9 protein-coding genes are annotated in these 14,030 nt (G+C 66.7%); 3 read left to right on the top strand and 6 right to left on the bottom strand.

The window, feature by feature from the left end; all coding sequences use genetic code 11:
• Nucleotides 1-12: 12 nt before the first annotated feature.
• Together G6O54_RS10640 and G6O54_RS10645 are read right to left on the bottom strand one after the other, a co-directional pair.
• On the bottom strand, nt 13-2,922 hold the full coding sequence (locus tag G6O54_RS10640; RefSeq protein ID WP_165224446.1) for a beta strand repeat-containing protein: 2,910 nt from the start codon (nt 2,920-2,922) through the stop codon (nt 13-15).
• A gap of 219 nt (nt 2,923-3,141) precedes the next feature.
• Nucleotides 3,142-4,578 carry a 30S ribosomal protein S1 gene (locus G6O54_RS10645; protein ID WP_165224450.1) on the bottom strand — a complete coding sequence of 479 codons (1,437 nt, stop codon included), beginning with the start codon at nt 4,576-4,578 and terminating at the stop codon, nt 3,142-3,144.
• A 291-nt stretch (nt 4,579-4,869) separates the two neighbouring features.
• Here G6O54_RS10645 and G6O54_RS10650 point away from each other — a divergent pair, with 291 nt between their 5' ends.
• Nucleotides 4,870-5,709 carry a hypothetical protein gene (locus G6O54_RS10650; protein ID WP_205678734.1) on the top strand — a complete coding sequence of 280 codons (840 nt, stop codon included), beginning with the start codon at nt 4,870-4,872 and terminating at the stop codon, nt 5,707-5,709.
• Between the two features lie 17 nt (nt 5,710-5,726).
• On the opposite strand, the gene G6O54_RS10655 is transcribed toward G6O54_RS10650, so the two are convergent.
• Both G6O54_RS10655 and G6O54_RS10660 read right to left on the bottom strand, forming a co-directional pair.
• Entirely contained in the window at nt 5,727-7,364 is a 1,638-nt protein-coding gene (locus G6O54_RS10655) for a prenyltransferase/squalene oxidase repeat-containing protein (protein ID WP_165224454.1), read from the bottom strand.
• A gap of 194 nt (nt 7,365-7,558) precedes the next feature.
• Nucleotides 7,559-10,201, bottom strand: coding sequence for a M16 family metallopeptidase (locus tag G6O54_RS10660; protein ID WP_165224457.1), 2,643 nt, complete (start codon nt 10,199-10,201; stop codon nt 7,559-7,561).
• Nucleotides 10,202-10,556: 355 nt separating this feature from the next.
• Here G6O54_RS10660 and G6O54_RS10665 point away from each other — a divergent pair, with 355 nt between their 5' ends.
• Nucleotides 10,557-11,732 carry a PP2C family protein-serine/threonine phosphatase gene (locus G6O54_RS10665; protein ID WP_165224460.1) on the top strand — a complete coding sequence of 392 codons (1,176 nt, stop codon included), beginning with the start codon at nt 10,557-10,559 and terminating at the stop codon, nt 11,730-11,732.
• 49 nt (nt 11,733-11,781) lie between these two features.
• On the opposite strand, the gene G6O54_RS10670 is transcribed toward G6O54_RS10665, so the two are convergent.
• Nucleotides 11,782-12,591, bottom strand: coding sequence for a PhzF family phenazine biosynthesis protein (locus G6O54_RS10670; RefSeq protein WP_165224462.1), 810 nt, complete (start codon nt 12,589-12,591; stop codon nt 11,782-11,784).
• 397 nt (nt 12,592-12,988) lie between these two features.
• Here G6O54_RS10670 and G6O54_RS10675 point away from each other — a divergent pair, with 397 nt between their 5' ends.
• Nucleotides 12,989-13,210, top strand: a complete 222-nt coding sequence (locus tag G6O54_RS10675; RefSeq protein WP_165224465.1) for a hypothetical protein — start codon at nt 12,989-12,991, stop codon at nt 13,208-13,210.
• Between the two features lie 13 nt (nt 13,211-13,223).
• Here G6O54_RS10675 and G6O54_RS10680 read toward each other — a convergent pair whose 3' ends face one another.
• On the bottom strand, nt 13,224-13,931 hold the full coding sequence (locus tag G6O54_RS10680; protein ID WP_165224468.1) for a YdjY domain-containing protein: 708 nt from the start codon (nt 13,929-13,931) through the stop codon (nt 13,224-13,226).
• Between the last annotated feature and the right edge of the window lie 99 nt (nt 13,932-14,030).

Raw genomic sequence — 14,030 nt, forward strand, 5'->3', positions numbered from 1 at the left:
CGAGTCTGGGGCTCAGGGGCCCTGGATCGTGCCGCTCACGATGACGACGCTCATACTGTAATTCCCGGCATCCGAGCCGTTGAGCGCAAGGCCGTTGATGAACACGTTCCAGGTACCGACGTTTGCCGAGGTGGAGACGCCGAATATACCGGAGGTATTCAGGGTCACCGTGTCGCTGCCGATGATGCCGTTGAGAGCCGCCCCGGAGGTGTTGATCGAGACGAAATACTGATTCCCGTCGTAGTTCTTGGTGAGATTCGGGATTCCCGTGACGGCGAGGGTTGCCTTGGAGATGTTGACGGTGGTCGTCGCCACGATCGCGTAGTTGCCGGCGTCGGCCCCGTCGATGACCAGACCGGAGACCGTCACGGTCTTGAGGATGCCCGCCGTCTTGTCGGCCAGCGTGCCCACGGCGCTGGCGAGGGATGAGGAGTCGAACGAGACGTCGTCTCCGCTCACGAGATCGCCCGCGGTGAAGCTGATCGCCGTGGCATCCACGGTGACGCCGGTCGTGCCGTCGTAGGTCCGATCGGTGGCGTCCAAGCCTTCGATGTGCAGGACCCTCGTGGCGATGTCGCCGGTGATCGGATCGACGGCAAGCGTGTAGTTGCCCGCGTCGCCTCCGCTCAGGGTGAACCCGGTGGCGGTCACGGCCTTGCCCGTGCCGACGTTCTTGTCCGCGAACGAGCCGGTCGCCGTCGAGGCGTCCAGCGATACGGAGTCCGCGCCGATGATGCCGTCGAGCGAGGCCCCGGTCATGTCGAGCGGGGCGTCGGTCGTGCCGTCGTAGGTCTTGCTCACCGAGATGCCAGAGAGCGTGATGGTCGCCTTTGCAATGTCGGCCGTGCCGGTCGCCGAGGCGATCGTGTAGTTGCCGCTATCAGCCCCGCTCAACTGCACGCCGATGACCGTCACGGCCTTGTCCGTGCCCGCGTTCCTGTCGGCAAACGCCGCGCTACCGCCGATCGCGGTTGCGGTTTCGTCGATCGAGACATCGTCACCGGAGATCAGGCCGGAGATCTGGCCGCCGAGGGATGGTCCGAACGAGGCGGAATTCGTGCCGTCGTAGGTCCTGTCGTTGATCAGCAGGTCCGTGATCGTCAGGGCCTTGGGCGAGATGTTGGCCGTGACCGGCGTGGCGAATTCGAAGGTGTAGTTGCCGGCATCCGCCCCGGACTTGATCAGGCCGGTGACCGTGACCGTCTTGCCGGTGCCGACGTCCTTGCTGGCGAAGCTGCCCACGGCCGAGGAGGCATCGAACGACACGTCGTCCCCGCCGAGGACTCCGCTGAACGATATCCCGCTCGCGTTCAGCGTGGCGGCCGTCGTACCGTCGTAGACCTTGTCGGCAGTGATCCCCGTGACCGAGATCAGGGCCGGTGTGACGTCGATGAGATAGGTCGGGTCGAGTGTGTAGTTGCCCGCATTGGTGCCGGTCAGCGCCAGGCCGTGCTCGGTGGCGACCTTGTTGCTGCCGACGTTCTTGTCGGCGAGGTTGGCACCCGTGATTCCGGACGTGTCGAGCGTCACGCTGTCGCCGCCGATGACGCCTCCGAGCGCCGGGAGGATGGCGAGCGGGGCAGACGTGGTGCCGTCATAGGTCTTGCTTGACGTGCTTTGGGGGATGAGGGTGAGGGTCTTCGGAGTGATTGACGCCTTGGCGATTGTCGAAGACGCCGACAGGACGTAGTTGCTCGCGTCGGGACCGACCAGGACCAGGCCCGCGACCGAGACGCCCCAGTTCGTGCCGACATCGACGCTCGAGAAGCTCGCCGAGGCGTGCGAGCCGTCGAGCGCGACGGAGTCGCCCGCGACCACGCCTGTCAGTGCGGAACCCGTGGTATCCACCGTCGCGGAGGTCGTCCCGTCGTAGATCTTGCTCGAGACGTTGAGGCCGGAAATGCCGACCACGGCCGGTGCCACGACGAGAGATCCGACGGCGCTTCCGGTGTAATTCGGGTCGGCGATCCTGGCCGTGACGGTGTAGGTACCCACCTTGACCGGCTGGGCGACCGCGTGGCCGCTCGAGTCGGTATAGGAGACATCGACATGCAGCCCGGTCGGCTGAGTCGTGACCGTCGGCTGATCCGTCGCCCCGTAGGTCTGCGACAGGCCGCCGAGCGTGATCGAGGTGGCGGCCCTGGCGATGGTCAACGAACCGCTTACGGTCGCCTTGTAGAAGTCGGTATCGCCGTCGAAGCTGGCCTTGATGCCATATATCCCGGCCTTCAGCCCCGCAAGGCTGACGCCGGAGAGTGTCGCCACGCCCTGGGCATTCGTCACGGCGACGCCGACTGTCCGGCCCGCGAGAACGAATCCGACCGGCTTGCCGGCCGCCGCGGAGCCCTGCGAGCTGAGGATCGCGGTGAACGTCGCCGTGCCCCCGTAGATGCCGGACGCCGTCAGGCCGGCCAGGGTGGAGGTCGTCCGGCTAATCGTGAGCGGCCCGCGCTGGACGATCGGAGGGAGGGAGGCATTTCCCCTGAAGGTGACGACCGTCCCCGCGGCGTAGTCCTTGACCTTGAGGCTGCCCACCCTGACGTTCTTCAGGACCGCCACGCCCGCTGCGTCGGTCCTTGCCGCGCCCACGAACCGCCTCCCGAGCCTGAAGCTGACCACTTGCCCGAAGACGGGCTGACCGTTCGAGGTCAACGTGGCGGTCAGCTCGGCCCGCGCGTTCTTGAGCCCGATGCCGTGGATCTCGCTGATCTGCACTGCGGCCGGCGATGCGGGATGGACCATCAGCGGTCTCGCCCGGATCATCGTGACGTCCGCCGTACTCAGCAGGATTCGGGCCTCGACCGGCTCGATATCGGGCCGCCTGCCGATCGAGGCCGCTCGTGCCGCCCTGGTCCTCGCGTTGCGTCGGGCCGCCCGGCCGGACTCTCGCCATTCGTCGAAAAACGTCCGGATGCTCGACATCGGTCCAATCCTCACCGGAGGGGGTTCGGCTTCGCGCGGAGGCTCCGCGCCGAAGTCGCGACGGTCCCCGACAGTCGAGGCCCTGCGACCTGCTGCCGAGAACATAGGACACCCCTCGCGGCGATGAGAACCTCGACGCGACGACCGAACGTCCGGGCATCTGGCCGCCCGGCGCGCGAGCCCGCCGTGGCGAAAGGAATGCCGCCCGCGGCCGGCTGTCTATCCGAACAACCCGCCGTCGCGATCGCCGAGGCCGCCCTTCAAGGGCACCTTTCGCTCCGGCTTCGGGATCGGGGGCGTCTCGGGCTCCTCGGCCTCTTCCTCGGGCTCGTCGGCCTTCGGGGCGTCCTTCCCCTTGGCCGGGAGGAGCGACAGGGAGATCCGCTTGAGGTCGGGCTCGACCTTGAGGATCCGGACCTCGACTTCCTGCTCCGGCTGGACGATGTCGGAGATCTTGCGGACGCGGGTCGGCGAGAGCTCGGTGACGTGGATCAGGCCCTCGACGCCGGGCTCGAGCTCGACGAACGCGCCGAACTCCATGAGCTTCGTCACCTTCCCCTTGACCATCAGCCCGCGCGGGTATTTCTCCTCGACCGATTCCCAGGGGCTGGCCGTGAGCTGCTTCAGGCCGAGCGTGAGCTTGCGGGTGACCATGTCGATCTTGATGATCTTGACCGTGACCTTGTCGCCGGGCTTGACCAGGTCCTCGACCTTCTGGACGCGGGACCAGCTCATCTCGCCGATCGGCAGCAGGCCGTCCACGCCGCCGATGTCGACGAACGCGCCGAAGTTCTTGACCGAGCGGATCACGCCCTCGCGGGTCTGGTTGACCTCGAGCGTGGCCCAGGTCTTCTCGCGGAGCTCCGCGCGTTCCTGCTCGAGCAGCTCGCGGCGGGAGATGACCAGGTTCTTCTCGCGCGGATTCACCTCGGTGACCACGGCCTTGAGCTTCTGATTGACGTAGTCGGCGGCGTTCTCGACGCGGTTGAGGTCGATCTGGCTGATCGGCATGAAGGCGCGGATGCCGTCGATGTCGACCTCGAGGCCCCCCTTGACCGCCTTGGTGCCGCGGCCCTCGACCACGACGCCCTCGCGGAGGTTGTCCCAGTTCGCCTCGATCGCGGAGCCCTTGAGGCGGAGGTGCTGGATCCCCTCGGACGGGTCGTAGTGGTCGAAGACGACCTCGATCGTCGAGCCCGGCGCCGGGATCTCCCCCTCGAAGCTATTGATCGGGACCACGCCCTCGCTCTTTCCCCCCAGGTCTATGAAGAGGCTCTTGCCCCGGGCGACGATCACCTTGCCGGTGCGGACGCCCTTGCGGGCATTCTGCGACTGGGCCTGAGAAGCAATCCCCGGCTTCCCCGCGTCGTCCGCGGCTTTCTCCGCCTTCTTCGGGCGTTCACGCTTCGGGTCGACGGACCTCGGATCGAAACCCGCGAGGGCCGCCTCGAGCTCGGCCTCGAGCTGGTCGTCCCACTGGCGCTTGAGCGAGACCTCCTGGGGAGGTGTCATCCCGCTTACTTCACCCATGGCCTTGTCGAGGGCCTCGTCCAGGAGGGACTCCTCGGTGGAGGCATTCCGGGGGGAGCCCGGCGCGGCCGCGGGACTCGAGCCGGGCCTGGAAACGGGGCGGGAGAGGGGGTTCTGATCGGCCATGGGTCTGTCCGTCATCCGTCTGGGCGTGTCATTTCCAACGGGCTGGGCCGCGATCTGGGACGCGGCCACGGCGTCGGCTCGCTCCGTCCGCGAGGCGAACACCGAACCTTAGACTATCGATTCGGTGCCCGACGGCCAAGGTGCAGGACCCGGAACGAGATGCAGAGAGCATGGAAAAATGACCTGCCGTTGCCCGCCGGCCGGGGAATGCCTATGGTGGAAGGGGATGTTGTGCGCGCGGTCCTCGACGGAGGCACGAACATGAGGGCGAGACGGGCGGGAGTCGTTCTGATGGCCATGCTTGCGGCCTCCCTCGCGAGCGCAGCCGCGTCCGCCCAGAATCCGGGCCTCACGATCGACTCGGTCGTCGGCCGGCCGCGGGGCCTGCCGGACCTGCCGCCGGAAGGGGCCTGGGGTGAGGTGATCAACGTCACCTCGCGCTGGATCGTGATCCAGAACCACAGCGGCCAGCAGTTCCCGATCGCCCTCGACGACGTCCGCGAGTTCCTGATCCGCTGGCCGGCACGGTTCGACGAGCTGAACCAGCAATCGGTCGTCGAGGCCGTGGGCCAGGATGCGGGTTCCAACGTCGTTCGGACCAGCCACCTGGACGTGTTCGAGGGGGAAGACCGCGACCTGGTCAGCCCCACATACAACAGCATCCTCCCCAACAATATGGTGGTCACCACGCTCGACCCGGGGTTCAACCGGTTCATGAACGCGTGGGACTACGCCGGCCAGAACATGCTCTACGGATGGGCCTATCCCGTGCCGTCGAACACGAACGGGATCCCGTCGCGTCTCCATGTCGTGGGAAACGTCCTGGGCCTGCTCCAGGGTCCGGTGGTGAGGATCGGCCTGCCGGGCAACAACTTCGCCACGATCGGGCCGGATGCGTCCGGCCAGATGACCATCTCCCAGATCACGCGTGGGACATCGGCACTCACCAGGAAGGGCGACTACGCCTTCCTGATGCCGATCCAGATCACGCCCCGAGGGGTGATCGTGTCGCAGCTTGTCGTCTACAAGAAGGTGACGTATCGCCAGTTCCGGGCGAATCCCAACGCCAACGCCAACGCCAACCCCAACGCCAATGAGAACGCGAACGGGAATCGGAACGGCAATCGCTAGGCCGTCCGGTCGCCGATCTACGGCTGACGAACCGGCTGGGCCTTCTTCGCCTCGGGAGCCGTCGCGTTAGCCTCCAGGCCCTCGGTATCCGCCGTGCGATAGAGCGGCAGGTAGCGGTAATACACCTCGAGCGTCAGGATCGAGAGCGAGGTCTGGAAGAGCCGTCCGGCCGTCACCCCCCAGCGATCCTGGGCCGGTGAAAACGGGTCCCAGCTCCCATTGGCGCAGGTCTGATCCTTCACCTGAGCGCGGATGAGCCCCTCGCGGACCTCCGGGTTCCACTTCTCCCAGTCCTTGTTCTTCATGTTGTGGAGGAGCTGGGTGGCGTAATACCAGTAGTAGATGTTTCGATCCTTGTTGCTCTCCAGGTGGGCCGCGATCCGGCCCGCCCCCTTCACGAGGGACGGGTGGTTCCTGGGCCATCCCAGGAGCTGCCGGGCCAGGAGCGCCTCCGCCGTCATCACCGGCGAGACGTCCTGCCCGGGCTGGTAGGCGTAGAGGATCTTCTTGGAGTCGGTCGCGGCGGAGTTCAGCCAGTCCGAGCAGCCCTTGAGGGTGGTCCGGGGGATGGTCAACCCGGCGAGGTGACCGCTCCGGAGGGCGAAGATCTGCCAGCCGAAGACCGAGGTATCGCCAGCCTGGCCCGGGGCGTACCGCCAGCCGCCCGTCTGAGTGTTCTGGGAGTCGATGATGAAGGCGAGCGCGCGGCGGGCGGGTTCCTTCAGGTTCGAGTCGCGCGAGAGTCCGTAGGCCTCGCACAAGGTCATGGCGCCGATCGCGTGGCTGTACATGTACGCGATGCCCGGCGGCCCGGTGAACAGGTCGCCGCTGGGCTGCTGGTGCTGGACCAGCCATTCGAGGCCCCGGCGGACCGTGTCCTGGTGGCGACACTTGACGTTGTGGATGTAGCCCGCGCCGAGGAGCGGCAGGAGCGCCAGCCCGGTCGCGGCCGTGTCGGATTCCATGGCCCGCTGGGGGGGGCACGGATCCGCCTGGCAGTGGTCCTGGAAGTTCAGCGACCAGGAGCCGTCGGCCGCCTGATGGCGAACGATCCAGGCAAGCCCTTCCTCGACGGCCTTCTCCGAGTGGACGGTCCCCCCCTCGCGGCGGACGAGTTGCGCGCGGTCCAGACCCTGGCGGCCGGAGAATGGGGCGGAGACGTCCGCCGACAGCGAAGGGAACTGAGGGCCGCCTCGGAGGGCTCCGCCGCCGCTGAGGTCGGTGAGGATCTTCACGCCCCCCTTCTCGTTGCCCCGGGGCCCGGCCAGCTCGGGCGCGAATCGTTCCAGGGTGGGGATCATGGGCTGGGCGGCGAACTGCGCCAGGGGCTCGATCGGCTCCAGCCCGATGGACGGCGGATCGGGGCTCTGCTCCTTCGTGAACGGATCGCCGGCCTGCTCCGCCTCCACCAGAGAGCTCAGATCGCCGATCGCCGGGATGGCGATGGCCCCCTGGATGTCCTTGCTCGTCGAGGTTCCCTGCCCCGCGCGGATCAGGAGGGCGAGGATCAGCAGCAGGAGGGCATGCAGGAGGAGGCTCAGGCCCCATGACGGGACCGAGTAGACCGAATCGGTGTCCTCGTACCGGCGAGCCACCCGATCCAACCAGCGCTGGAGCCTCTGGGGCCGCCCTTCATTGGGGGGACGTGCGTCCATGGATCGTCTCGGAAGAGATGAAAACACGCCGGTCGCGAGGACCATGGGGGCGCCCCAGGCGACTCATTCTATGGGTCGAGGTGAGCCCTAGGCCATAGGAATTGGCGAGAGTCCGAATTTCTTCCCGAATGACGAGCTCGCGTCGACTCTCCGGGGGAGGCCCCGATCCCGGCGCGGTCGGTTCGGACCGGGAGTCACCCCCCGACCCGTTCCAGGTCCGCCCACCCGAGCCCCCTCAGGCTGTCTTCGACCTGCGAGGCGTCGGCGACGACCACGACGACGAGCGAGTCGGGATGGATCCGCCGGCTTGCCGCGGAGGCGAGGGCCGCGCAATCGACGGCCTCGAGCCGGGCGGCGAAGCCCCGGTAATGGTCCGATGGCAACGAATAGATGAAGAGGTTGGCGTAGCGGTTGACCAGGGCGGCTGGGGTCTCGAAATGGCGGGTCTGACCTTCGATGAGGGAGCGCCGCGCATCGTCGAGCTCGACCTGAGTCGGGGGACGATCGCCGACGAACGCGCGGATCTCGTGCATGATGTCGTCGAGGGCGTCGGCGACCTTGTCGGACTGGACCGAGGTCGAGACCGAGAATGGGCCCTCGGCGAGGCGACAGTCGAAGTGGCTGCGGACGCCGTAGGTGTACCCTTTCTCCTCGCGGAGCTTCTCGTTGAGCCTCGAGGTGAACTGGCCGCCCAGGACCTGGTTGGCGAGCAGGATGGACTCGAAATCGGCATCGGCCCTGGCGGCGCCCACGTGCCCGGCGCGGATCACCGCCTGGGCGGCCCCCGGGCGGTCCAAGAGCAGCAGGCGGGGCCGACCGGCAGGACGCGTGGCGGGGAACTCGGGCAGGGGGACGGGCGGTCCCGTCCAGTCGCCGAGCCGGCGTTCGAGGAGGTCGAGGGCCTTCTCGGGATCGATGTCCCCGGCGACGATCACGCCGGCTCGGCCGGGTCCGAGGGCGCGGCGATGGAACTCGATCGCCTCCGCCCGCTGGAGACCGGCGACGGACTCCTCGGACCCGTCGAGCGGGTGGTGATAGGGGTGGGCCGGGTCGTAGAGCGCGCCGATCAATGCCCGGTAGGCCAGGGACTCGGCGCTATCGCGTTCCGCCCTGAGCGCGGCGAGGGTCTGGCCGTGGAGCCGATCCCATTCCGACTCCGGGAAGGAGGGCTCGCGGAGGATGTCCGCGGCCAGCTCCAGGCTGGGCTCCGCCAGATGCGCCAGCGAACGAAAGGAAACGAAGGCCCCGTCCCAGCCGCAGCTCGCGGAGAGGCTGGTCCCCATGGCCTCGGCGGCGAGGGCGATCTCGGCGGCGGATCGTGTCCGCGTCCCCTCGTCGAGCATCGAGACGGCGAACTGGGCGAGCCCGGACCGGCCGGTCGGCTGGAGCCCGGCCCCGCCGCTCATGGCCACCGCCACGGAGATCGTCGGCAGGTCGCGGCGAGGGATCACCCAGACCGGGATCCCATTCCGGAGTCGCAGGATCTCGGGCGTTGGGGCCAGGAAGGCCGAGGGAGGAGCACTGACCGGGGGGATCGATCGGTCCAACGACTTCGAGGTCGTCAGGTTCTTGTGGCCCACGACCGAGAGGCTCACGCGGGGCTTTCCCGCGAGATACTTCCCCGCAACACGGCCGATATCGGCCACCTGGACGTCCTTGAATCGGAGCAGGTCCTTCGTGATCAACGAGGGATCGTTCCGATAGACGTTGTAGGCGTTGAGACGATCCGCGACCCCGCCGAAGCCCCCCAGATGCTCCAGGGCGAACAGGAAGCTGGCCGTCTTCATGGTCAGGACGCGAGCCAGCTCCTCCTCGTCGACTCCGGATGCGGCGATGGCGGAGATCTCGTCGTCGAGGAGCCCGCGGAGCTCGTCGATCGTCCGAGAAGGGCGGAGCGTGACGGTGAGCCCGAACGCCCCGGCCAGCTCGCGTCCGGACTGGTACGCGGTCACATCCTGCGCGATCTGGAGATCCATCACGAGCTTGCGATAGAGGCGACTGGACTTTCCCCGGGCCAGGATCTCGCCGAGCAGGCTCAGGGCCGCCTCGTCGGGATGGAAATGGGGGACGGTGTGCCAGAGGAGATAGAGCCTGTCCAGCTCCACGCGGTCTTGCAGGGTGAGCCGGCGATCCTCGGAAAGGCCGGCTCCGGGTGCCCAGGGCGTCAGGGCCTTGCTGCCGGCGGGGATCGACCCGAAATAACGCTCGACCTGCGCGAGCACGGCGTCCGGCTCGATGTCGCCGACGACGGCCAGGCTCGCGTTCGCGGGGACATAATAGCGCCCGAAGAAGGCGGAGACGTCGCCGAGGGTCGCGGCCTCCAGGTCCTCCATCACGCCGATCGTCATCCAGCTATACGGATGCTGGGGAGGGTACATGGCCTCGGCGATCAAGGGCCAGACCATGCCGTACGGACGGTTGGCATAGTTCTGTCGATATTCGTTCTTGACAACTCCCTTTTGAATCCTCAGCTTGTTTTCATCGAGCGCGGAAACGAGATGCGCCATGCGATCCGATTCCATCGCCAGGACCGTCTCCAGATGCGCCCTGGGTATATCCACGAAATAATTCGTCCGGTCGCTCGACGTCGATCCGTTGATACTGGCACCGAGTCTCTGGAGGTGTTTGAAAAAGTCACCGGGGTAATGCTGAGAGCCCTCGAACATGAGATGCTCGAAGAGGTGGGCGTAGCCCCGCTGGCTACGCTCTTCGTTCTTCGAACCCACATGATACCAAAGGTTTACGGCGACGATCGGGAGGCCATGCTGGGCCCGAAGGATGACGCTCAGGCCATTCTCGAGGGTGAACTTGGCGTAGTCGAGATCCGGTGGTTGCATGGTTGAAGTAAACCGATGGAGGTTTTCTGTTTATTCAAGCGGAGCGAGCGAGGTCACATGCCCTGGGCGGATGGGGTAATAGTCAGTACGAACGGGACCTCTCGCTCCCTGAGGCCACGGTCCGGGGTTCAACACGCGTGCAACGACTCCCGGGATGTCATCCATGCCGCAACCGAGGTGCTCGGCCGCTTTTCCGCCGACGAGTGATCGACGAGGCTCGGCTGCAAGTATCGCAACTGACCTTAGTCGTCGGTAGATTCCGAGGTCAAGATAGGATCGAGCCGATGCGGACGCGGCCGGTTCGGTCGGATCGGGGACGAGCTGCGGCCGCGTTTTCCAAGTTCAGGGCCACGCCGTGAAATGGGATGACATCATCATCGACGCGGCGGCCTCGGACACGGGGATGCGGCGAGCGAACAATCAGGACAGCCAGACGACCGTCCGGGCGACCCATCCCGAGGCCTGGAAGGCCCGGGGCCATGTCTTCATGGTCGCCGACGGCATGGGGGCCCATGCCGTGGGCGAGCTCGCCAGCAAGATGGCCTGCGACCTGATCCCCCATACCTACATGAAGGCGAAGGCCGGGACCCCCGCCGAGGCGATCTCCAAGTCGTTCCGCGAGGTGAGCGCGCTGATCTACAGCCGGGCCGCCGCCAATCGCGACTTCCAGGGCATGGGGACGACCTGCTCCTCGCTCATCCTCCTGCCCGAAGGGGCCCTGGTCGCGCACGTCGGCGATTCGAGGGTCTATCGGATCCGAGATCGTCGGATCGACCAGCTCTCATTCGATCACAGCCTGGTCTGGGAGCTTGTCCGACGCAACCACCTGACCCCCGAGCAGGCCAATCTCTCCGTCCCCAAGAACGTGATCACGAGGAGCCTGGGACCGGAGTCGAACATCGAGGTGGATATCGAGGGTCCCCTCGACGTCCACCTCTCCGACGTCTTCCTCCTCTGCTCCGACGGCCTCTCCGGCCCGGTCGAGGACCGGGAGCTCGGGGCCTTCGCCGGGAGCTTCCATCCCCGGGACGCCTGCCGATATCTGGTGAACCTGGCGAACCTCCGCGGCGGACTCGACAACATCACGGTGGTCATCGTCCGCATCGGTGACTGGATCGACCCGGAGTCATCCGAGGTGGCCCAGCAGCAGCCCGCCGGAACTCGCGACAGCAAGTCGGAGGCAGCCGGGAGCTGGAAGCAACGGCTCGGGCGGATTTTCAGGCCCTCGCGTAAGCCGCCCGCCGCCCTCCCCCCGGAGGAGGAGCACCGGTACAGGTCCTGCGATTGCCCCGTCGAGGCCAGCCTGCTCGATAAGCTCTCCGGGCTCATCGAGCAGGCTCGAGAGGCCGCGATCGAGCATGCCTGGTCGGTCGACTGGACGGAGTTGGCCGGCCGCCGCCGGAGGCTGGCCGAGGCACGGGCCAGCCGCAGGGACTGGGCTGCGTTGCGAGAGATCGGCGAGATCATCGCACTGCTCGGGCAGGCCGCACGCGCCCAGCGAAAGAGCTCCGGGGCCGCGGCCGTCAAGTAAGAGGGAGGGCTCCATCCTGGGGCAACCCGGCCTCAGGACCGCGATCCTCTCATTCGACGAGATGGCCCTTCAGGACCGTGACGGCCTGGCCCAGCAGGTGGGTCCGGGCACCCCGGACGCGGGTCCGGACGACTCCCCCCCGCCGCGACACCTGGTGTCCGGTCAGGTCATCGAGCCCGATCCGGGCGGCCCAGAACGGGCCGAGACAACAATGGGCCGATCCGCAGACCGGATCCTCGTCGATCCCCAGCGCCGGGGCGAAGAAGCGGGAGACGAAGTCGAAGGCGGGATCGGCCGACCGGGCGGTCACGATCACCCCTCGGACCGGGATTCTGGCCACGCGACGGTGGTCCGGCGACAGCTCCCGGACGGCCCGTTCATCCTCGAGCTCGATCAGCAGATCGAGGCGGTTCCGCCCCGCCCATTGCACGGACGCGCCGAGGGCCTGGCGGATGGAGTCGAGCTCCGTCGCGTCGACGATCTCATCCCCGCAGGGCTCGGAGGGGAAGTCCAGGGCGATCCAGTCTCCCTCTCGCTTCGCCTCCAACCGGCCGCTCCGCGTGTCGAAAAGGCACGGGTCGGAGCGATCGAGGATTCCTCCTTCCCAGAGGGCGTGGGCCGTGGCGAGCGTGGCGTGGCCGCAGAGATCGACCTCCGCCACGGGCGTGAACCAGCGGAGCCGAAAGATCCCGCTCCCCGCCTCGCGGTAGACGAAGGCCGTCTCGGACAGGTTCATCTCGGCGGCGATATGCTGCATCCGGATCTCGTCGGCCGGCCCATCGAGCAAGCAGACGGCCGCCGGATTACCGGCGAACGGCCTCGCCGAGAAGGCATCGACCTGGATGATCGGCGTTTTCATGGGCCCTGCTCCTGGTCTTCCTCGATCGTACACTCCGCCGTCCGCGGACTCGACCCATCTTGACCGAGCCGTTTCAGGCCTAGATGCCCCGTTATCTGCCTCGTGGGCCGGAGTTCAATGCTTAAGTAACGTTTGATCGACCTAAACCAAGGCTTTTTGGGGAAATAGGTAAGTAAACCGGAAAGGAGCCTTGACTAGTCAGTTTTATAAAGCAGATAATACTGTACACAGAGGGTATCACCAAGCGAAGCATGCTTCGACGACGCAGGGCCTGCATGCAAGAGTGAAACCTTCGGGCCACGACTCGACGATCCTTCGCAGGAAAGTCGAGGGACGGCCTCCTGGCGAGTCATACCTGAAACAAGTCGCTCAGGCTGCGACTGAGGAGTTGCCTCCGATGCTTCGGAATCTGCGCGAGCGAGGTCCTCGATTTGGCCTCTCGTATCCGAGGCTCTTTGATCCGGGGCACGTCGTCGAGGAGACGGCCCGATGGAGGATCAACGGCTTCAAGGTTCGACTGCTGATCTGGTCCGCGGATGAGTGGGATCTGCTGGCGGAACGGCCGGCGGATGCCCAGTTGCATCCGACCGGAGTCTGGTGCGCGCTGCGATACGATTGACCGGTCGAGGAGATCATCGAGGTTTCTCGTCCGGGCGCCCCTTGGCGGGGCGGAGGAAGACGAAGACCTCGGTGCCCAGCGGAGGGATCCGGGCCGTGTCGGCCAGGAAGAGGCGCTCCTCATTGCTGGCGGAACTGGCGATCGGGAGGTCGAGGATCGCGCTGCCGAAATTGGCAACGGTGATGAGGTCTCCCTCGTCGGCGGCGTACATTTTCTGCTTGGTGATGGGATCGGTGTAGACTTCACTCCCCGCGAAGACCCAGTTCTCCGGAAGATACTTCCTGTCCTTTGCATCCCTCAGCCACTTCCGAGCGTCGACGGTCTTCGGCTTGCCTCCTTCGTTGAATTGCAGCTCGATCGCGATGGGGCTGCCGGCGGGGGGTTCGAACTTGGGGAGGAAACGGACGGGGTGGCCTTCCTCGGCCCCGGTCAGCAGGAGGCCGGCGTGGATCTGTCGGGCGGGGGCGTCCGTGGCCAGGATGGCCTCGTGCTCCTTCGTCCCCTTGAGGCACATCAGGTGCTCCAGCGGGCCCTCCCTCAGGACGACCCGGGCGCGGATGATCACCTGCTTCCTGGCGGGGTCGAACCAGAGGCTGCGGGCCAGGGGCTTCCAGGACGCGTCAGGCTCTCGCGGACTGGCGGGGGCCGCGGAGTCCGGCCTGGCCGACTGCGCCTGAGCGGTCACGAGGACAGCCATGGCGATGGAAAGCACGGTTGACATGGTGAAGCTCCCTGGGTGCCGGTCGCGGTGCCGGAGGAGTTGCTTGACCCTCGTCGGTCGCCGATTCACCGATCATCGGCATGCGGACCCTTGATGGCA

The organism is Aquisphaera insulae (assembly GCF_011064615.1).
Taxonomy (GTDB): domain Bacteria; phylum Planctomycetota; class Planctomycetia; order Isosphaerales; family Isosphaeraceae; genus Aquisphaera; species Aquisphaera insulae.